At 59.2% G+C, this 18,973-nt stretch carries 15 protein-coding genes; 8 read left to right on the top strand and 7 right to left on the bottom strand.

From position 1 onward, the window contains the following. Positions 1-73 precede the first annotated feature (73 nt). Together pqqU and ACN1CO_RS05370 are read left to right on the top strand one after the other, a co-directional pair. The gene (gene pqqU, locus ACN1CO_RS05375) at positions 74-2,194 is read left to right on the top strand and encodes a TonB-dependent receptor PqqU (protein WP_419138135.1); all 2,121 of its coding nucleotides are present in this window, start codon (positions 74-76) and stop codon (positions 2,192-2,194) included. 187 nt (positions 2,195-2,381) lie between these two features. Then, positions 2,382-2,654: a hypothetical protein gene (locus ACN1CO_RS05370; protein ID WP_419138134.1), complete on the top strand. Its 273-nt coding sequence runs from the start codon at positions 2,382-2,384 to the stop codon at positions 2,652-2,654. Between the two features lie 241 nt (positions 2,655-2,895). Here the strand turns inward: ACN1CO_RS05370 and ACN1CO_RS05365 are convergent, their stop codons facing one another. The 3 genes from ACN1CO_RS05365 to ACN1CO_RS05355 all read right to left on the bottom strand — a co-directional run bounded on the left by ACN1CO_RS05365 (position 2,896) and on the right by ACN1CO_RS05355 (position 4,521). After that, positions 2,896-3,456 (bottom strand): isochorismatase family protein, encoded by a 561-nt coding sequence (locus tag ACN1CO_RS05365; RefSeq protein ID WP_419138133.1) that lies wholly within the window; start codon positions 3,454-3,456, stop codon positions 2,896-2,898. A gap of 15 nt (positions 3,457-3,471) precedes the next feature. Next, the gene (locus ACN1CO_RS05360; protein WP_419138132.1) at positions 3,472-3,897 is read right to left on the bottom strand and encodes a MarR family winged helix-turn-helix transcriptional regulator; all 426 of its coding nucleotides are present in this window, start codon (positions 3,895-3,897) and stop codon (positions 3,472-3,474) included. Between the two features lie 66 nt (positions 3,898-3,963). After that, on the bottom strand, positions 3,964-4,521 hold the full coding sequence (locus ACN1CO_RS05355; RefSeq protein ID WP_090961256.1) for a helix-turn-helix domain-containing protein: 558 nt from the start codon (positions 4,519-4,521) through the stop codon (positions 3,964-3,966). 120 nt (positions 4,522-4,641) lie between these two features. On the opposite strand from ACN1CO_RS05355, the gene ACN1CO_RS05350 reads away from it, so the two are divergent. The 4 genes from ACN1CO_RS05350 (at position 4,642) to ACN1CO_RS05335 (ending at position 12,709) form a co-directional block, all read left to right on the top strand. Beyond that, on the top strand, positions 4,642-5,814 hold the full coding sequence (locus ACN1CO_RS05350) for a benzoate/H(+) symporter BenE family transporter (protein ID WP_419138131.1): 1,173 nt from the start codon (positions 4,642-4,644) through the stop codon (positions 5,812-5,814). A gap of 171 nt (positions 5,815-5,985) precedes the next feature. Then, positions 5,986-7,380 carry an SrfA family protein gene (locus tag ACN1CO_RS05345; protein WP_419138130.1) on the top strand — a complete coding sequence of 465 codons (1,395 nt, stop codon included), beginning with the start codon at positions 5,986-5,988 and terminating at the stop codon, positions 7,378-7,380. Between the two features lie 2 nt (positions 7,381-7,382). After that, complete coding sequence (locus ACN1CO_RS05340; protein WP_419138129.1) at positions 7,383-10,346, top strand: virulence factor SrfB; 2,964 nt, start codon at positions 7,383-7,385, stop codon at positions 10,344-10,346. Then, positions 10,343-12,709, top strand: a complete 2,367-nt coding sequence (locus ACN1CO_RS05335; protein WP_419138128.1) for a virulence factor SrfC family protein — start codon at positions 10,343-10,345, stop codon at positions 12,707-12,709. Before ACN1CO_RS05340 ends, ACN1CO_RS05335 begins: the two co-directional genes overlap by 4 nt. On the opposite strand, the gene ACN1CO_RS05330 is transcribed toward ACN1CO_RS05335, so the two are convergent. From ACN1CO_RS05330 to ACN1CO_RS05320, 3 genes are all read right to left on the bottom strand, one after another. Further along, on the bottom strand, positions 12,706-12,969 hold the full coding sequence (locus ACN1CO_RS05330; protein ID WP_150009996.1) for a barstar family protein: 264 nt from the start codon (positions 12,967-12,969) through the stop codon (positions 12,706-12,708). The genes ACN1CO_RS05335 and ACN1CO_RS05330 overlap by 4 nt on opposite strands. Positions 12,970-12,971: 2 nt before the next feature. Next, the gene (locus ACN1CO_RS05325) at positions 12,972-13,406 is read right to left on the bottom strand and encodes a ribonuclease domain-containing protein (RefSeq protein ID WP_419138127.1); all 435 of its coding nucleotides are present in this window, start codon (positions 13,404-13,406) and stop codon (positions 12,972-12,974) included. Between the two features lie 86 nt (positions 13,407-13,492). After that, entirely contained in the window at positions 13,493-13,834 is a 342-nt protein-coding gene (locus ACN1CO_RS05320) for a helix-turn-helix domain-containing protein (protein WP_003853463.1), read from the bottom strand. A 302-nt stretch (positions 13,835-14,136) separates the two neighbouring features. Here ACN1CO_RS05320 and ACN1CO_RS05315 point away from each other — a divergent pair, with 302 nt between their 5' ends. After that, positions 14,137-15,291: an efflux RND transporter periplasmic adaptor subunit gene (locus ACN1CO_RS05315; RefSeq protein WP_419138126.1), complete on the top strand. Its 1,155-nt coding sequence runs from the start codon at positions 14,137-14,139 to the stop codon at positions 15,289-15,291. Between the two features lie 12 nt (positions 15,292-15,303). Then, positions 15,304-18,456, top strand: coding sequence for a multidrug efflux RND transporter permease subunit OqxB (oqxB, locus tag ACN1CO_RS05310; protein ID WP_419138125.1), 3,153 nt, complete (start codon positions 15,304-15,306; stop codon positions 18,454-18,456). A 90-nt stretch (positions 18,457-18,546) separates the two neighbouring features. On the opposite strand, the gene ACN1CO_RS05305 is transcribed toward oqxB, so the two are convergent. Beyond that, positions 18,547-18,972, bottom strand: a complete 426-nt coding sequence (locus ACN1CO_RS05305; protein WP_419138124.1) for a type II toxin-antitoxin system HicB family antitoxin — start codon at positions 18,970-18,972, stop codon at positions 18,547-18,549. Position 18,973: the final 1 nt, after the last annotated feature.

The raw sequence follows: 18,973 nt of genomic DNA, 5'->3' as shown, positions 1-18,973 counted from the left end.
GCATCAAACCCTTACCATACGCGGCAATTGTTCCACCTGGTTCATTTACGCTTCTTTTTTCAGGCCTCTGATAATGAAAATAATCTCTCTGCGTCAGGCGACGCTGCTGATGTTGCCTGCACTTTTACCGCTGCCGCTACTGGCGGCGGATAATGACAATACCCTGGTCGTCACGGCCGCCCCGCCGGAAACGGGCCTTAATGAACTCGATACGCCTGCCGCCCTGAGTGTTGTCAGCGGCGACGACATGCGTCAGGCAGCACCGCGCGTTAACCTGTCGGAAAACCTCAGCAGCGTGCCGGGTCTGCAGATCCAGAACAGACAGAATTACGCACAGGACCTGCAGCTGTCGATGCGCGGCTTCGGCTCCCGCTCAACCTACGGCGTGCGCGGTCTGCGTATCTACGTGGATGGGATTCCGGCCACCATGCCGGATGGTCAGGCGCAGACCTCCAATATTGATATCGGCTCGATCGATCATGTCGAGGTGCTGCGCGGCCCGTTTTCAGCGCTGTATGGCAACGCCTCAGGTGGCGTGATCAACGTGACGACCCAGCAGGGTCAGCAACCGACCACGCTGGAAGCCAGCAGCTGGTACGGCAGTTACGGCAGCTGGCGCAACAGCGTCAAAGCCAGCGGTGCCACCGGTGACGGCAGCCATGCCGGGGATGTGAACTACACCATCTCCGCCTCCCGCTTTACCACTCACGGCTATCGCGATCACAGCGAAGCTCAGAAGAACCTCGGCAATGCGCGGCTTGGCGTGCGGATCGATGATGTCAGCACCCTGACGCTGCTGTTTAACAGCGTTCACATCGACGCGCAGGATCCCGGCGGCTTGACCGAGGCGCAATGGCGTGACAATCCGCGCCAGGTCGTCAGCAACGTTCCGCTCTACAACACCCGTAAAACCGTGGATCAGACTCAGGGCGGCCTGCGTTATCAGCGCCAGATGAGTGAAAATGATGATCTCAGCGTGATGCTCTACGCCGGGATGCGCGAAACCACTCAGTTCCAGTCGATTCCCGCCGCTGTTCAGCGCAACCCGGCACATCCCGGTGGCGTGATCGCCCTGACCCGCCACTATCAGGGCGTCGATACCCGCTGGACGCATCGCGACACGCTGCTGTCGATTCCGGTAGCGGTGACCGGTGGCCTTGACTACGAAACCATGACCGAGCGCCGCAAGGGTTATGAGAACTTCACGGTCAGCAACGGTGTGACGCAATTGGGCGAACAGGGCAATCTGCGCCGCAACGAACGCAATCTGATGTGGACGCTCGATCCCTATCTGCAGACCGCCTGGCAGCTGACCGATAAGCTGTCGCTGGATGCAGGCGTGCGCTTCAGCACCGTTAACTTCGACTCGAATGACTTTTATGTCCGGCCCGGTAACGGCGACGACAGCGGCGATGCGCGCTATCACAAGTGGCTGCCTGCTGCCGCGCTGAAGTATGCCTTTGACCCCAGCTGGAACGCGTGGATCTCCGCCGGTCGCGGCTTCGAAACCCCGACCATTAATGAGCTTTCATACCGCTCGGATGGCGCGACGGGCCTGAATCTGGGGCTGAAACCGGCCACCAGCGACACGCTGGAGATCGGCAGCAAAAAACGCATTGGTAACGGCATGATCAGCGCGGCGCTGTTCCAGACCGATACCCGCGATGAGATTGTCGCGGATGCCAGCAGCGGCGGCCGCACCACCTATAAAAATGCCGGTCAGACCCGCCGTCGCGGTCTGGAGTTAAGTCTGGATCAGCAGTTTGCCTGGGACTGGCGGCTGAAGATGGCCTACACGCTGCTGGATGCGCGCTATCGCAGCAACGCCTGTGGCAGCGAGAGCTGTGACGGCAACCGCATCCCTGGCATCGCCCGTAACATGGCTTACGCCGGACTCGGCTATCTGCCGGAACAGGGCTTTTATGCAGGCAGTGAAGTGCGCTATCTGAGCCAGATCGCCGCTGAAGATCAGAATGCGGTGAATACCCCGTCCTACACCGTGGCGGCGGTTAACAGTGGCTATAAGTGGCTGGTTGAGAACTGGACGCTGGATCTGTTCGGCCGGGTCGATAACCTCTTTGACCGGCACTACGTGGGTTCAGTGATCGTGAATGAGAGTAATGGTCGCTACTTTGAATCTGCACCAGGCCGCAACTACAGCGTGGGGTTAACGCTGGGTTACGCTTTCCGCTAAACTCATCCGGGCCACCGTTCTGGTGGCCCGAATCTGAATGCGAATCAGCCCGATCTCCATTCACCTCAGCAATTTTAAGGTGCATAACCTGAGCGTTTGAGCGACTAATTAAACCCCTATAATGGTTAGCCTGATTTATAACTATTACTGGTGCAATAAGCATCTTACACAGTAAAAGGTTTACGATATGGAGTTATCAAAACATCACATTAAAACCATTCTGTATAAGCTTCAGGAAGTTTATCCATTCATGCTTAATGAAGAGGGTTATAAACAACTGGCCAAAGAGCTGGGCGGCGAAACAGTGCTTGATGCGCATCTGTTATATTTATGGGAAAAGGGGCTGATAAATACTGAGATGTCATTCGATGTGTTTGTCTCTGAATGGCAGGTCAACGCGCAATTAACCCGCATCAACTCAGCGGGTATAGATGTGATTGAAAATTCAAAGGATAGATAATTTCCAAATTCAAAGCCGTTCTTAAAGCGCCCGTAAGCCCCTGTTATGAACGTGCTGAATGCCGCTTTATTTTCGGCTCACGCAACTGCGCTTTGTGATGAACTTAGCTGTTTTATGGCATTTCGCCGTGGTTCTTTAGCTCTGCGCCGGGCCGCAACTACAGCCTCGGTTTAACGCTGGGTTACACCTTTCGCTGAAATCATCCGGGCCACCGTTATGGTAGCCCGAACCTAAACACGAATCAGGCGCGCGTTTTTAACTGCGCCACAATATCTTCACAGCTGCCGGTTTCACCCAGACGCGGGAAGATCAATTTCACGCTGTTGTTATGGGTGTCCATATTGAGATCGGTCATCGCATCCGTCGCCAGCGTGACGTTGTAACCCAGCTCATATGCCTGACGCGCAGTCGATTCCACGCCGATGCTGGTCGCGATACCGCAGATTACCACCTGAGTAACGCCGCGCTGTTGCAGCTCCTCGTGCAGCGCAGTGGCATGAAACGCACCCCAGGTTTTCTTGGTGATGGTGAGATCATTCTGCTGTGGGGTCATCGCAGGAACCAGCGTCGCCCAGTCGGCAGGGAGTTCGCCGCTGTGACGCGCCTGCTCGTTACGGCCCGGCGCGCCACCCGCCACGTTCACCAGCACCACCGGCAGATCGTGCGCGCGAAACGCCTCAGCCAGACCGGCACAGCGTTCGATCACCGGCTGCGGTTCATGAACCAGCGGCAGCGCGACAATACCGTGTTGCAGGTCGATAACAATCAGCGCAGTTTTTGCATCAAGTGTGGTTACAGCCATGTTGAATCCTCGGGTTTAATCGTCAGTGAGTCGTTGCAACAGAGGGAGAACGTCTGTCAGCTTCTGCTGTTCAGCCGGGCTGAGCTGTACTTCCAGCGTCCGGACCAGCCAGTCATCGCGCATCGCGCGACTTGAGTTAATCACCGCGAGGCTGGATTCAGTGGGCCGATAGCGGGTTTTCCGGCCATCATGGGGATCAGGCTCGCCCGTCACCAGCTCTGCCGCCACCAGCCCGGCGACGGTCGCGCCCATTGACTGGGTGCGTACGCCTTCGGCAGCCGCCAGTTGCGTTACCGTCATCGACCCGTCGCGCACCAGATGCCCCAGCACCGCAACCTGCGACCAGGTGAGTTCGCCAGGCGGTGCCGACTCGCGTAACCGGCGGCCCAGTTTGCCCACCAGCATCCGCAGCATGGCAGCAGATTCAGTCAGATCGCTCATTACTCGTCTCCATCGATAAGCGAAAGTATAAAGATACGAAGGTAAACTGTGTAGTTTGCTCCGGTATCAATTTGTAACGTCCGGGCGTTGCAGGTAGTGAATCAGGCTGTGGAAGCGCAGCGGCGTGCTGAGCGGGTTACGGTAGCTGTGCAGCACGTCGGCCCTGAACTGAAACGCTTCTCCGGTGAGCAGACGTCGCCAGAGATCACCGACACCCAGCAGCAGTTCGCCCTCAATCACCACTACCTGCTCCACGCAGCCCGCTTCATGCGGCGATGAGTGACTCTGTGCGCCGGCTGCCAGCTCCACCGCCAGCAGATCAAAACGCAGTTGCGGATCGTAAGGCAGCAGCGACCTTACCGACATTTCGGCATTCGGCTGACTGAACCCTGAAGCTGTGCCGGCAGGCAGCGCGCTGCCGTCGATAAAAAAGGAAAAGGGAACGTTGAAACCGGTGGCAATCTTCCACAGCGTCGCCACGGTGGGACTCGATTCGCCGCGCTCGATTTGCCCCAGCATCGCTTTACTGACGCCGGTTCGCTCCGCCGTCAGCGTCAGGCTCCAGCCATTGGCCTGACGCAACTGTCTGAGCGCGCCGCTCAGGTGTTGCTGAAAATCCGCCATTTTTTCTCCTGAATTCCAGTCCAGATGAGGGACATTATGGCGGTAGTGTAACACTTGTGCGTTATAGCGCATCATGCGACCATGTGCGCTATAACGCACAATCTCACTGAGAGTCCGATCATGACGAGAGCAGAACCGTCCCGTTTTACACTGCCGATGCTGGTCTCCGGCTTCGTTGCCGTGCTGGTGGGCTACAGCAGCAGCGGCGCGATTATCTATCAGATGTTTCAGGCGGCTGGCGCCACACCTGCGCAGATTGGCGGCTGGCTGTCGGTGCTGGGTCTCGCGCAGGGGATCGTCTCGCTGGGTCTGTCATTACGCTACCGCATGCCGGTACTGGCCGCCTGGTCCACGCCGGGTGCCGCGCTGCTGGCCACCAGTTTTCACGGCGTTTCGCTGAATGAGGCGGTGGGCGTCTTTGTTTTCGCCAATCTGCTGATTGTTGTGTGCGGCGTGACCGGCCTGTTTGCCCGGCTGATGAACCACATTCCCGCCTCACTGGCGGCGGCTATGCTGGCGGGTATTCTGCTGCGCTTCGGGCTTCAGACCTTTGCCGATTTGCAGAGCAACTTTGTGCTGTGCGGCGGCATGTGCCTGGCCTGGCTGCTGGCCCGTCGCTGGCTGGCCCGCTATGCCATTCTGGTGACGCTGCTGGTGGGTATCATGGTCGCGCTGGCGCAGCACGCCATTCACTTTCCGCCACAGTCGATTATGCTGGTGCTGCCGGAGCCGGTGATGCCGCACTTTACCCTGACTACGCTATTAGGGATCGGCGTGCCCTATTTCCTGGTGACGATGGCGTCGCAGAATGCTCCCGGCATCGCGACGTTGCAGGCGCACGGCTACCGTCCACCGGTTTCGTCACTGATGGGCTGGACCGGATTCACTGCCCTGCTGCTGTCGCCGTTTGGGGGCTTTTCGGTCTGCGTGGCGGCCATTACGGCGGCGATTTGCATGAGCGATGAGGTCGATCCTGAACCTCAACAACGCTGGCGTGCGGCGGTGCTGGCCGGGGTGTTCTACCTGCTGGCGGGCGCATCCGGTACGCTGATTGCCGTGCTGTTCAGTGCGCTGCCTGCGGTGCTGATCGAGGCGCTGGCGGGTCTGGCACTGCTTGCTACGCTGGGTGGCAGTCTGCATCGCGCACTGGATGTACCTGCAGAACGCGACAGTGCACTGATCACATTTTTGATCACCGCGTCGGGCGTTTCTCTATTGGGTATTGGTCCTGCTTTCTGGGGACTGGTGGGCGGCGTTATTGCTCACCTGCTGCTGGTGCGTAAAACCGCCTGATTGCGTGATACCTGCTGAAATATCGGTTATTTTTCCACCCGCCAGTGAAAAAAACACTGGATTTACCTCCTTTTCTGCCGTTTGATTTGTCATTGCCCCGCGTAAAATCAACCTAATCGTCGATAACACGCGATTTTCTGCCTCAGACAACGACCGATAAGGGCCCAACAGGTGGCAAAAACTATTCTGCGCAGCGGTAATTTAGATGCAGTTCTGGCGTTAGGTGAAAATGGCCAGCCGGTCTACGCCTCAGCACTGCAAATTCGTGAAACCCTGCGCCTGCGCCGTCAGGGCGCACTGGCAGATTGCCTGGCGATTCCCCAGGCTAATGAACGGGGCGATCGCCTCGACTGGTATTCCCCTATTAGCGGTCGGGTGAAATCCTGGCTGGGCGCCAGCGATCATGAACGTCGTGCGGCGCTGCAACAGCTCACCGCCTGTCAGCAGGATATGCAGGAACTCAGTACGCGCGCGCGCGCGGCGGAGAACCCGTCGATGCGCCTGTTTGGTGCTCTGCTGAGCAAAACCCTGCAATTCCCCGACCAGCAGTATGTCTATCTGGTTGATGGCAAACCGGTCATCACCTTCTGGGGCTTTGTCGATGCCCAGGCGCGCAGTCGCGATGACGCGCTGGCCTGCCTGCGTGACACCCTGGAAGAGAACCTGCCAGTTACGCTGGTTGAACCGCTGCCTGAGCTGCCTGCCGCACCGGTAGTCGCTGAGCCGGTCGTTGTCGCTGAACCTGAGCCTGAACTAAAACCTGAACCCGAAGCGGTTGCTGAACCCCTGCCGGTTGCGGAACCCGCTGAACCTCAGCCGGTCACGCCGGTGGCGGCTCGCCGCCGTTTCCGCGTCTGGTATCTGTTGCCGCCTGTGGCGATTGCCGCTGCCGTAACGGTGGCCGTGCTGTTGCATAAACCGGAACCTGTGGTCACTCCGGTTGCGACAACGAAACCGGTAACCACTCCAGCGCCGGTATCAATCCCAGCGCCCGCTGCGACGCAGGCACCGGTTGCGGCGACACCTTCTGCTGCGCCGTCTGCTACGACACCTGCTGAGACAGCAACCGCTGAGAAACAACCTGAGTCGCTGCCACAGAAACCAGACAGCGCTGGCACGACCGAAGCCGCACCTGCCGCTTCATCTGCTACCCTTGCCAGTGTGGTGACCCCGCCGGTTCCGGCGAAAGCCGATGACCTGATCGTCACGCCGGACGCCGTCCGCGAAGGCCAGGTGCAGGTGATTGATGGCCGCTGGCGTGTCACTATCGACCAGATGCAGACGCCAACCGGTAAGCCGCCGGTGATGCGCTTCCAGTTTAAAAATGGCAAAGGCACCGTGCAGGTCGCCCAGGGTAATACCACCTGTAAAGCCGATGTCAGCGCCGCCATGACCAGTGCCGGTAACCTGGTGATTGAGAGCCGCTACACGGCGAAATGCCAGAACAATTCGCGCTACCGTATGCCACTGCTGGTCTGCCATGCGAGTATGGGCGCCGCAGTGTGTGAAGCACAGTATGCTGATGACCGGGTCTTCCCGATGACGATTAAGCGTGAGAGTAAATAACGATGCTGGCTCCCCTGATCGATGACAAACAAAAAATTTCGCTGATTGAAAACAGCGGTGTGCAGTTTCTGGATTTTGGCCTGCAACTCTCAGATACCCCGGCGCGCCGACAGTTTGTGCGCCAGACCGCCAACGGCCCGCTGCTGCGCCTTAAGGTCGATGGCAACAGCGGTAAGTTCCTGCTCTACCCGGAAGATGGTGGCGGAGCGGAAGTGGTGCGCCCGGAGTCCGATATCGCCCTGGCGGACTCACTGACCCTGCTGTCAGCCTGCTGGCTGCCATTACCGATGCTGCGCTGTGCCAGCGGACGTCGTTTTATCGGCGGCCCTGAAAACTGGGCGCGGATGCGTCTGGTTGCCCTGCCCGCGCCCGATGCGGCGGGCAATACTCATCGCGTCAGCCTGGCCTTCGATACCCGCTGCGTGGCGGAACAGGATGGCGGCGAACAGCTCGGCCTGAGCGCTGCCGATGCGCAGAATGGCGTGACCTTTGCGCTCGCCTGGCACAACTACGAGCTGGGTGAGTTTCTGGACCTGACCTGGGTTGACGGCTGGCTGCGCGAATCCTTTACCGATCGTGTTTCCGATCGCCGCGAACAGGCGATTAATCAGGCGCTGCGCGAATTTGAGTATCAGGCGCACTACCTCAATCTGCTGGAGCTGCTGGGCGAACAGCTCGACCTCAGCGAGATCTACATTCAGGCCGCCACGCTACAGACCCCGGCGGTCAACGTCGATATCATTCTGGATGTCGGCAACTCCCACACCTGCGGCGTGCTGGTGGAAGATCATCCGGAAGAGAGCAACGGCCTGAAGCAGACCTATGAGCTGCAGCTGCGCGATCTCTCTGAGCCGCATCAGGTTTACAACGAGCTGTTTGACAGCCGCCTGGAATTTGCCGAGACCCGTTTTGGCAAAGCGAACTTCTCGCTGGAAAGCGGTCGTGAGCAGGCCTTTATGTGGCCCTCTCTGACGCGCGTCGGACGCGAAGCGAGCCGTCTGGCCCTGCAGCGAGTGGGACTGGAAGGCAGCACCGGCCTCTCCAGCCCGCGCCGTTATCTGTGGGATGAGGCGCGTTATCAGCCAGGCTGGCGCTTTAATACGCCCGGCGATCAGGCTGAACCACTGGCCTATGCCGCGCCCTTTACCACCCTGCTGAACGACGAAGGCCAGCCGCTCTCTACGCTGGCACCGGACGATCGTCTGCCGGTTTTTTCACCGCACTACAGCCGCAGTTCACTGATGACCTTTATGCTGTGTGAGCTGCTGGCTCAGGCGCTGATGCAGATGAACAGTGCGGCACAGCGTCAGCGGATGCCGCAGAGCCACGCGCCGCGTCAGCTGCGCCATGTGATCCTGACGCTGCCGTCAGCGATGCCGAAACCGGAGCGTGAAATTTTCCGCCGCCGGATGCAGGAAGCGCTGGCGCTGGTCTGGAAAGCGGAAGGCTGGCTGGCGGACGAAGATGACCTGTCACCTTCGCTGCCGCGCCAGAACCCGAAACCGCTGCCGGATGTGCAGATGGAGTGGGATGAAGCAACCTGTGGTCAGATGGTCTGGCTGTTCAATGAAACCCAGGTCAACTTTGCCGGTCGCGCCGAAGACTTTTTCAGCAGCATGGCGCGTCCGGATCGCCCGCGCGAGGCTGACGAACTGCCAGGCAAGAGCCTGCGTATCGCCTCGATTGATATCGGCGGCGGCACAACCGACCTCGCCATCACCCAGTATCGTCTGGATGATGGTCAGGGCAACAACGTCAAAATCACCCCGCGCCTGCTGTTCCGCGAAGGCTTTAAAGTGGCGGGCGACGACATCCTGCTGGATGTGATTCAGCTGTGGATTTTACCGGCGCTGCAGCAGCATCTGCAGAAAGCGGGTCTGACACTGGCAGAACCGTTGATGAACAAGCTGTTTGGTCATGACAGCCGCATGGACGGTCAGGCGACACTGCGTCAGCAGGTCACCTTACAGCTGTTTATTCCGCTGGCGCAGGCGGTGCTGGAGCGATACGAAAACTGGGATCCGCTGGAGAGCCACGCAGAAATCAATGCCCTGTTTGGCGAGCTGGTCGATCAGCCACCTGGCGAGGCGGTGCTGGCGTTTGTTAATGGCGAGATTCAGCGTGAACTGGGCGGCAACAGCCGCTTTGACCTGCTGCAGGTGCCGCTGGTCGTCAGTCTGGCACAGCTGCATGGCGAATTTATGCAGCACCGCATGGCGATCATTCCGGCGCTGCGCTCAATGTGTGAAGTGGTGTCGCTCTATCAGTGTGACGTGCTGCTGCTGACCGGGCGTCCTTCGCGCTTCCCTGGCATTCAGGCGCTGGTGCGCCATCTGCAACCACTGCCGGGCAGCCGGATTCTGTCGCTGGAAGGCTATCACACCAGCGACTGGTATCCGTTTAACAAGCATGGCCGCATCGACAACCCAAAATCCACGGCGGCGGTCGGCGCGATGCTCTGCCTGCTGGCGCTGGATCTGCGCCTCAGCAGCTTCTGGTTCCGCGCGGGCGATTTTGAACCCTACTCGACAATTCGCTACCTTGGCGTGCTCGATGAAAACCAGGCGCTGACAGACGAGAACCTCTGTTACAGCGAAATTGACCTCGACAATCCTGGCTATGCACTGGATAAGAAAGGCAGTTTCCGTATTCGCGGCAACGTCTGTCTCGGCTTCCGTCAACTCGATAACGAACGCTGGCCTGCCTCGCCGCTCTACAGCCTGACGCTGAACGACGCCACGCTGGCGCGTAAAGTGGCCGGTGAGAGCGTGCTGCGCATCCGCCTGGCCGTGAAAGCGGGCCCTGATGCGGCTGGCCCGGAAACCCTGGTGCTGAGCGATGCGCGCCTGGATGATGGCACCCGTGTGCCACTGGAGCAGTTAAGTCTTAAGCTGAATACCCTGTCGGCGACCGGCAATGCCAATGCGCAATACTGGATTGACAGCGGGAGCGTGTGTAAACGATGAAAGCTCTGAAACCCCGTCAGCCACAAACGCTGGCAAAACGCCTCAGCCTGTTGCAGGACGCCCTGAATAACAGCCTGACGTGGATTGAAACCACGCGCGAGCAGTCGCCGCGTCTGGCGCTGGAAGCCGAAACCCTGACGCTGCAACTGCGTCAGGCGCGCGTGCAGGCTCAGGCACTGGCGCAGCAGGTGGCGCGGCCGGTGACGCTGGCGCTGTTTGGTCAGTCGCAGGCGGGCAAAGCCTGGCTGCTGAACGAAATGGTGGCCGATGCCCAGGGTCAGTTAGTGACCCGCATGGGCGACAAACAGCTGAGCTGGTTCCAGCATATCAATCCCGGCAACCTCGATTTTGCTACCGCGACCCGCTTCAGCCATCAGCGCGAACCGCTGTCAGGCGAGTGGCCGGTTGAACTGGCGCTGCTGAGCGAAGCGGAGATCGTGCGGCTGATGATCGCCTGTGCCGGCGCGACCACGCCCGACACCACGCAGATCGACAGCGCACTGCAGCGCCTGCAGCGTCATCGCCTTGCCACGCCGCTGGCCGGTCTGGAAGGTGATGCGCTGGTCACACTCTGGTCCTGGAGTCGCCGCCGTCCGCACCACGATGTGCGGCTCGATCGTCACTTCTGGCCACAGGCGGTTGAACTGGCGCCCTGGCTCAGCGTTGACGACCGGGTGCAGCTCTTTTCACTGCTGTGGTCGGGTCAGCCCGAACTGAATGAGATGCTGCGCAGCCTGCTGCATCTGCGTCACCAGCTGCGTAACAGCACCCGCGTGCTTGCCCCGCTGAGCCTGCTGACCGACGCGTCACTGCTGCCAGCCGAGCAGCTGATTGTGCCAGCCAGTGAGCAGGATCTGCAGCAGCTGGTCGAAGTCTGCCCGCTGAACGGCAACCGCATCGGCAAGGCGCAGAACGTGCCGCTGGGATTACTGGCGCTGGTGACGCTGGAAGTACTGGTGCCGCTGAGCTCCACACCACGCACCGCGCTCTATGATGACGCCGATATGCTGGAGCTGCCCGCGCCGGGCCAGTCCGCCGACGGGGCGACTCAGGAAGATCGTCAGCGCCTGCAGCAGCAGGATCCGCTGCGTGCGCAGCTGCTGGAACAGAAACGCGCCCTGCTGCCCGGCTTTTATGCCGCGCGTCAGGCGATTGATCTGCTGCTGGTCTGCACCGCAGCCAGCCACCGTCAGGATGCTGACCTCGCCAGTGAAACGCTGCGCGAATGGCAGCGTCAGCAGCCCGCTCAGGAATCGGCTGAGAAACCGCGCCTGATCTGGGCGATTACCCCGTTCGATGCCCGCCATCAGCAGGTCAACGTGGATGAAGCGGTGCAGCGTCAGATGGGACAACCCGGTCAGCACTGGGGATCGATGCTGGCGCTGGATCGCGCGGGCGTTGACCGCATGGCAAGCTGGTTGCTGGAAGAGATGCAGCCGGAAGCCCGCCGCGACATGCTGCTGGCTCAGCTGGCGCAGATTCAGCACACCGTGGTGGAGCGCCGTCTGCTGCCCTGGACCGAAGCAGGTGCCAGCCCGGAACAGGCGGCACGCAAACAGAACATCGCCGATACGCTGCTGAAGTGTTTACAGCATCGCACCGGCCTGCATGGCGAGTTGCTGGAACGTCTGCAGCCGCCGCGGGAAGCGCTGCGCCAGCTGTGGCTTAATCAGTCGGCCCTGCAGGGCAGCAAACCGGCCAATATTCAGGCACCGGAAAATCAGTTCGGCATCGGGTTTGAATTTGACCTGTTCAGTGAGAGCCCGGCTGAAGCACCGGTTCAGCCGCGTCAGAGCCTGCAGAGCGCCCAGCAGTTCCCGCGTCAGGTGCTGCTGCTGTGGCTGGATCATCTGCGTCAGCTGCCGGAAAACCGCAGCCTGCTGGCGTTGCTGAACGTGGACAAGGCGACGATGGAGTGGCTGGTTGAGGAGCTGATCACGGCCGGTTTCCGCACCGATATCGCGCAGAAACTGCAGCAGGCGCTGCATGAGCCGGATACGCAGAGCGTCAGCCATGAATCCCGCGCCGATCGTCAGGTGACGCGCGCGATGACAGTGCTGGGGGATTTTGTGGCCTGGCTCGGCTTTTTACAGCGTCCTGAATCCGAACGTCCGCCCAGCCGCGTTAACCGGGGTCAGGTGATTTTTTCACGCCCTCCGGCACCCAGCGTCAGCTTCAGTGCCGGTCAGCGTCTGACTAAACTCTCTGCGGCGCCGGCTAACCACACGGCCTACTATATCTACGACTGGCTGGTGGGTCTGAATCAGGTGATCATTGAGAACAATGGTTACACCGGCGGCGGCGATCTGCCGCTGGCGGCCCGCGAAGCGCTGGTTGCGCTGCTTAAGCCACTGCGCGCTTAATCGATAATCAGGCGCAGTTCGCCCTCCAGCGACTGCGCCGCCTCTTCCAGCAGCGCCAGCACCGGCGCTAAATCCGCCTCATGCGCAGCATAGTGCTGCAGCCACATCGTGGCAGGCAGCGCCATTCCGCCCGTCAGCCAGTCCCATAACGCATCCAGATTATGTCCGAAACTCTGCGGGCAGCCGCTCTGCTCAGCAAACTGCTGGTAAAAGGCCGCGCGCGTGGTGAGCTGGCGCAGATCAAAGGTCAGATTAAGCATGATCAGGGCACCTGTCTGAAGCTGCGGTAGTGATCGGTGGAGAGAAATACCAGCCCGTCAGAGGAGTAGACCAGGCGGTCGGCGTCGCGATGACCACAGCGATAATTCACATCCGCCTCATACCACTGACGGCCTGCACGCGATGGCAGACGCTTTTCACGGTTGGTAAAACGATCGCCGCCGATGGCTTTGCCAGGCAGCACGTCGCACAGGTTGCCTTTGGCCGGATTCCAGCCACGCTTACGCGCATCACTTTTGGTGACGTAGTAGTCCGGCAATTGCTGATGCTGCAGGACCCAGCGCGCCACGGTATGGGCATCGGTCAGGGTGGCGATATCCGCCTGAGCAGGAGCTGAAACGGTGTTCAGCCAGGGTTTCAGGCCGTAGAAGCAGACCGCGAGGACGAGGAAAAGTCCAATCCAGAGTTTTTTTGACATGATGGCATCCGAGACAACAGGACGCAGATGATACCAGTTTTGCGCAGAGAGAAAAGCGCGGGCCAGACAAGCTGGCCCTGGCGAGGTTATGCGGCGTGCGATTCCCCGCTGTGACGACGCCATGCACCCGGCGCGACACCATACTGACGTTTGAAGCTGCGATTAAAGGACTGCTGGGAGTCGAAACCTAACGAGATCGCCACATTCAGAATCGGCTCATCGGTGGTGGTCAGGCGATCGGCTGATTTCTTCAGCTTCTTAACGCGGATATATTCACCCAGTGGATAGCCGGTGTGCTCTTTAAACATGCGCTGCAGGTGCCACTTGGAGTAACCCGCGCGCTCTGAAACGGTGTCCAGATCCAGGCGTGCTTCGATGTTGTTATCAATCCAGTCGATTAAATCGTGAATAAAGGCGTCACTCATCATTCCAGTCTCTCCTGTCGCCGTGGCGAAAAGTATTAGTATCAGTTGCAGTTACACTTAAGGGTGGCTGACTATGCCATTTAATGCAAGTTTTATTAGTACATTAAATGCCGCACTATTTGTGGGGTTTTTACTGATTTGTTCAGGTCTTCATCGCCCCGCCCCAAACCGCACATAAAGTGTATCTGTTATTCTTGCAGTTGCCAGCCACGCAAGCCTACACTCACTGCGATTAATTGCAATCTTAAAAGTTGCAAATATTGGCCTGCAGGCCGCCTGTTTATATCTATCGCGGAATAACAAAAATGATCACGAACCGGGTTCGTCAGGGTTTAACCCTCTTAGGGATGGTACTGCTCATCACTCAACTGAGCGGCTGCGACAAGGGTGTGGCGCAAAACGCCCCGCCACCACCGCCTGAAGTGAGTGCCGCACCCGTGCTGATCAAGCCGGTCAGCCAGTGGGACAATTTCAATGGCCGGGTTGAAGCGGTGCAGAGCGTGCAGCTGCGTCCGCGCGTCTCGGGCTACATCGACTCTGTTAACTATCGCGAAGGCGATGAGGTCAAAAAAGGTCAGGTGCTGTTTACCATTGATGACCGCAGTTACCGCGCGGCGCTGGAGCAGGCCAAAGCGGAACTGGCCCGTGCGCGCAGTCAGGCAAGTCTGGCCCGCAGTGAATCGGGACGCAGCGAGAAGCTGATTGGTACCCAGGCGATTTCCCGCGAGGCGTGGGAACAGCGTCGCTCTGCCGCCAGTCAGGCGCAGGCGGATGTGCTGGCCGCAGAAGCCGCGGTCGATATGGCGCAGCTGAATCTCGACTTTACCCGCGTCACCGCGCCGATTGATGGCCGCGCCAGCCGCGCACAGATCACCGCCGGTAACCTGGTGACTGCCGGCGACAGCGCCAGTGTGCTAACCACGCTGGTGTCGCAGCAGCAGATGTATGTCTATTTCGATGTCGATGAGAACACCTTCCTGAACTATCAGGCGATGGCGCGTCAGGGTCAGCAGCGTCACGCGCTGCCGGTAGAGATTGCGCTGGTCGGCGAACAGGGGTTCCCGCATCAGGGCAAAATCGATTTCATGGATAACCAGCTGACCGCCAGCACTGGCACCATTCGGATGCGCGCCCTGCTCGACAATCAACAGCGTCAGTTCACGCCCGGCCTGTTTGCCCGTGTGCGTCTGCCAGGCAGCGCGCAGTTCGAGGCGGTGCTGATTGATGATAAAGCGGTATTAACCGACCAGGATCGCAAATATGTCTACGTGGTGGATGGAGAAGGCAAAGCGCAGCGGCGCGATATCCAGCCCGGCGCGATGATAGATGGCCTGCGTATCGTTAAGTCGGGTCTGCAATCCGGTGACAGGGTGATCATCGCCGGTCTGCAAAAAGTATTTATGCCCGGCATGCCGGTCACTGCTCAGCAGGTCGCCATGCGTGCGGCAGCCGCTCAATAATTCGAGGCCGCTATGGACTTTTCCCGCTTTTTTATCGACCGGCCGATTTTTGCTGCGGTGCTGTCGATCCTGATTTTTGTCACTGGCGTGATTTCCATCCCGCTGCTGCCGATCAGTGAATATCCCGACGTGGTGCCACCCAGCGTGCAGGTACGCGCTGAATATCCGGGCGCTAACCCGAAAGTGATTGCGGATTCCGTGGCGACGCCACTGGAAGAGGCGATCAACGGCGTCGAGAACATGATGTACATGAAATCAGTGGCCGGTTCGGACGGCGTGCTGGTGACTACTGTTACCTTCCGTCCAGGTACCGATCCCGATCAGGCGCAGGTACAGGTGCAGAACCGCGTGGCGCAGGCGGAAGCTCGTCTGCCGGAAGATGTGCGTCGGCTGGGTGTCACCACCCAGAAGATGTCACCGACCCTGACGCTGGTCGTCCACATGTTCTCACCGAACAATACCTACGATTCGCTCTACCTGCGTAACTACGCCACGCTGAAGGTGAAAGATGAGCTGGCTCGTCTGCCGGGCGTCGGTCAGATTCAGATTTTCGGCGCGGGTGAATATGCGATGCGCGTCTGGCTTGATCCCAACAAAGTGGCGGCGCGTGGCCTGACCGCCTCTGACGTGGTGACGGCGATGCAGGAGCAGAACGTGCAGGTCTCTGCCGGTCAGCTGGGTGCTGAGCCGCTGAAGAAGCAGAGCGACTTCCTGCTGTCGATCAACACCCAGGGACGACTGGAGAGCGAGCAGGAGTTCGGCGATATCATCCTGAAAACCTCAGAAGATGGTTCGCTGGTGCGGCTGCGTGATGTGGCGCGTATTGAGATGGGTTCAGGCAGCTATGCACTGCGCTCGCAGCTCAATAACAAAGATGCGGTTGGTATCGGTATCTTCCAGGCACCTGGCGCCAACGCCATCGATCTCTCCAATGCGGTTCGCGCCAAAATGGATGAGCTGGCAACCCGCTTCCCCAACGATGTTAAATGGGCCGCACCTTACGACCCGACGGTGTTTGTTCGCGACTCGATCAAAGCGGTGGTTCAGACCCTGCTGGAAGCGGTGATCCTGGTGGTGCTGGTTGTGATTCTGTTTCTGCAGACCTGGCGCGCCTCGATCATTCCGTTGCTGGCGGTGCCGGTTTCAATCGTTGGTACTTTTAGCGTGCTTTATCTGCTCGGCTTCTCGCTGAACACCCTGAGCCTGTTCGGGCTGGTGCTGGCGATCGGTATCGTAGTGGATGACGCCATTGTGGTAGTGGAGAACGTCGAACGTAACATTGAGATGGGACTGTCGCCGCGTGCCGCAGCGCATCAGGCGATGCGAGAGGTCTCCGGGCCGATCATCGCCATCGCGCTGGTTCTGTGTGCGGTGTTTGTGCCGATGGCGTTTCTTTCCGGCGTCACCGGGCAATTCTACAAGCAGTTCGCTACCACCATCGCGATCTCCACGGTGATCTCGGCGATTAACTCGCTGACGCTCTCGCCTGCCCTGGCGGCGATGCTGCTGAAAGGACATGACGCGCCGAAAGACCGGCTGACGCGGATCATTGATGCGCTGTTTGGCTGGCTGTTCCGTCCGTTTAACCGCTTCTTCCAGCGCAGTGCGCATGGCTACGAGTCCATGGTTGGCCGCACACTGCGTCGCCGTGGCGCGGTGTTTGGTGTCTATCTGCTGTTGCTGGCCGGTGCCGGATTTATGTTCCATACCGTACCAGGCGGGTTTATCCCGACTCAGGATAAGCTCTACCTGATTGGCGGCGTGAAGATGCCGGAAGGCTCGTCACTGGCGCGCACCGATGAAGTGATTCGCAGGATGAGCGAAATCGGTATGCAGACCGAAGGCGTCGCCTATGCGGTGGCGTTCCCCGGCCTGAATGCGCTGCAGTTCACCAATACGCCGAACAGCGGCACAGTGTTCTTTGGTCTGAAGCCGTTTAATGAGCGCAAACATACTGCGGCGGAGATCAACGCCGAGATCAATGCGAAGATCTCGCAAATCCAGCAGGGCTTTGGCTTCTCGATTATGCCACCGCCGATTCTGGGGCTGGGTCAGGGCTCGGGCTATTCGCTCTATGTGCAGGACCGGGCGGGTCTGGGCTATGGTGCCCTGCAGACGGCGATTAATACCCTGTCGGGCAGCATCATGCAGACGCCAGGCATGCACTTCCCTATCTCCTCCTATCAGGCCAACGTTCCGCAGCTTGATGTGAAGGTTGACCGGGATAAAGCCAAGGCACAGGGCGTGTCGCTGACCGCGCTGTTCAGTACGCTGCAGACCTATCTTGGCTCGTCGTATGTAAATGACTTCAACCGTTTCGGCCGCACCTGGCGGGTAATGGCGCAGGCGGATGGGGATTTCCGCGACAGCGTCGAAGATATTGCTAACCTGCGCACCCGTAACGATCGCGGTGAGATGGTGCCGATTGGCAGCATGGTGAACATCACCACCACCTATGGTCCCGACCCCGTGATTCGCTATAACGGCTATCCGGCAGCGGATTTGATTGGCGATGCCGACCCGCGCGTGCTCTCTTCGGCGCAGGCGATGAGCCAGCTGGAAGCGATGTCCGGTCAGCTGTTGCCGAACGGCATGAACATCGAGTGGACGGATCTGAGTTACCAGCAGTCAACCCAGGGTAATACCGCGCTGATTGTCTTCCCAATGGCGGTCCTGCTGGCGTTCCTGGTGCTGGCGGCGCTGTATGAGAGCTGGACGCTGCCGCTGGCGGTGATCCTGATTGTACCGATGACGATGCTCTCTGCGCTGTTTGGCGTCTGGCTGACCGGCGGTGACAACAACGTCTTCGTGCAGGTCGGACTGGTGGTGCTGATGGGACTGGCCTGTAAGAACGCGATTCTTATCGTCGAGTTCGCCCGTGAGCTGGAGATTCAGGGCAAAGGGATCGTGGAAGCGGCGCTGGAAGCGTGTCGCCTGCGTCTGCGTCCGATTGTGATGACCTCCATCGCCTTTATCGCCGGTACGATACCGCTGATTCTGGGTGAAGGCGCGGGTGCAGAAGTGCGCGGCGTGACCGGTATTACCGTCTTCTCCGGTATGCTCGGCGTGACGCTGTTCGGCCTGTTCCTGACGCCGGTGTTCTATGTTGCCCTGCGCAAGCTGGTGACGCGCCGGTCAGGGAATACGGAGTCAGTGACGGCGTAAACCGTAAAAGTTAATAGGGGCGATCCGGTGATCGCCCCTTTTTTTTGTCTGATAACTAACCCCGCCGCCATTCTGATTGCGGACAGATAATCAGGTGCGAATCTCAATCCGGGCTTTTCTTCCCAGCTGCGCCAGTGCCAGTTCCACTTTTTCAACTTTCGACGAGTGCTCAACATCCAGCAGTCGATCAACCTGTGGGCCATTCACGCCCAGCTGGCGTGCCAGATCGACTTTACGTGTGCCGGTTTCAATCATTGCGTTATAAAGCGCCGCTTTCATCGCCACCAGCACCGGGACGGAGACAATGTATTCACCTTCCAGCGGTTTACTGGCGATCGGAATCGGACGACGGGTATCCATCTCAAGAGAGATAGCCGTCACCAGTCCATCTTCGGCTTCTGACAGTGCTTCCTCAACGGTGGCGCCGACGGAATGCAGTAACGGCAAATCACGACACGAGACCTCATAGGTATCGGTTTTTGCGTCATGAGTTAAGCTGACGGCATAATTAAACATA

The organism is Pantoea sp. R13S299 (assembly GCF_048515925.1).
Lineage (GTDB): Bacteria > Pseudomonadota > Gammaproteobacteria > Enterobacterales > Enterobacteriaceae > Pantoea.
This window is presented reverse-complemented; position numbering and strand designations above follow the sequence as displayed.